At 75.5% G+C, this 318-nt stretch carries 1 protein-coding gene; it reads right to left on the minus strand.

The features are described 5' to 3' along the window. The coding region (locus tag ACH13J_RS18410; RefSeq protein ID WP_397544796.1) for a lyase family protein at nt 1-318 on the minus strand (318 nt) is incomplete at both ends.

A 318-nucleotide genomic window follows, 5' to 3' on the forward strand; every position in this document is an offset into this window, starting at 1 on the left:
GGCGAGCGGACGGCACCATTGACCGATCCGGTCATCCACCGTGACGGGCAGCGCCGCCTGCATCCGGGTGCGCGCCATCAGCGGCGCCGCGCCGAAGCGGCCCCTCAGCGTGGCCAGCGCGGCCTCCAGCCGGGTGATGCGCCCCTCGAAATCCGCCAGCACGTCGCGCAGCGCCAGCATGAGCGCGGTATCCATCACGTCCTGCGAGGTCAGCCCCCCGTGCACCGCCGGCGCCAGCTCGTCCGGCACTGCCTCGCGCAGCTGGCGCGACAGCGAGGGCACCGGCATGCCATCGGCCGCGGCCTCGCGCGCCAGCCG

The organism is Roseovarius salis, assembly GCF_044472985.1.
In the GTDB taxonomy this organism is placed as follows: domain Bacteria; phylum Pseudomonadota; class Alphaproteobacteria; order Rhodobacterales; family Rhodobacteraceae; genus Roseovarius; species Roseovarius salis.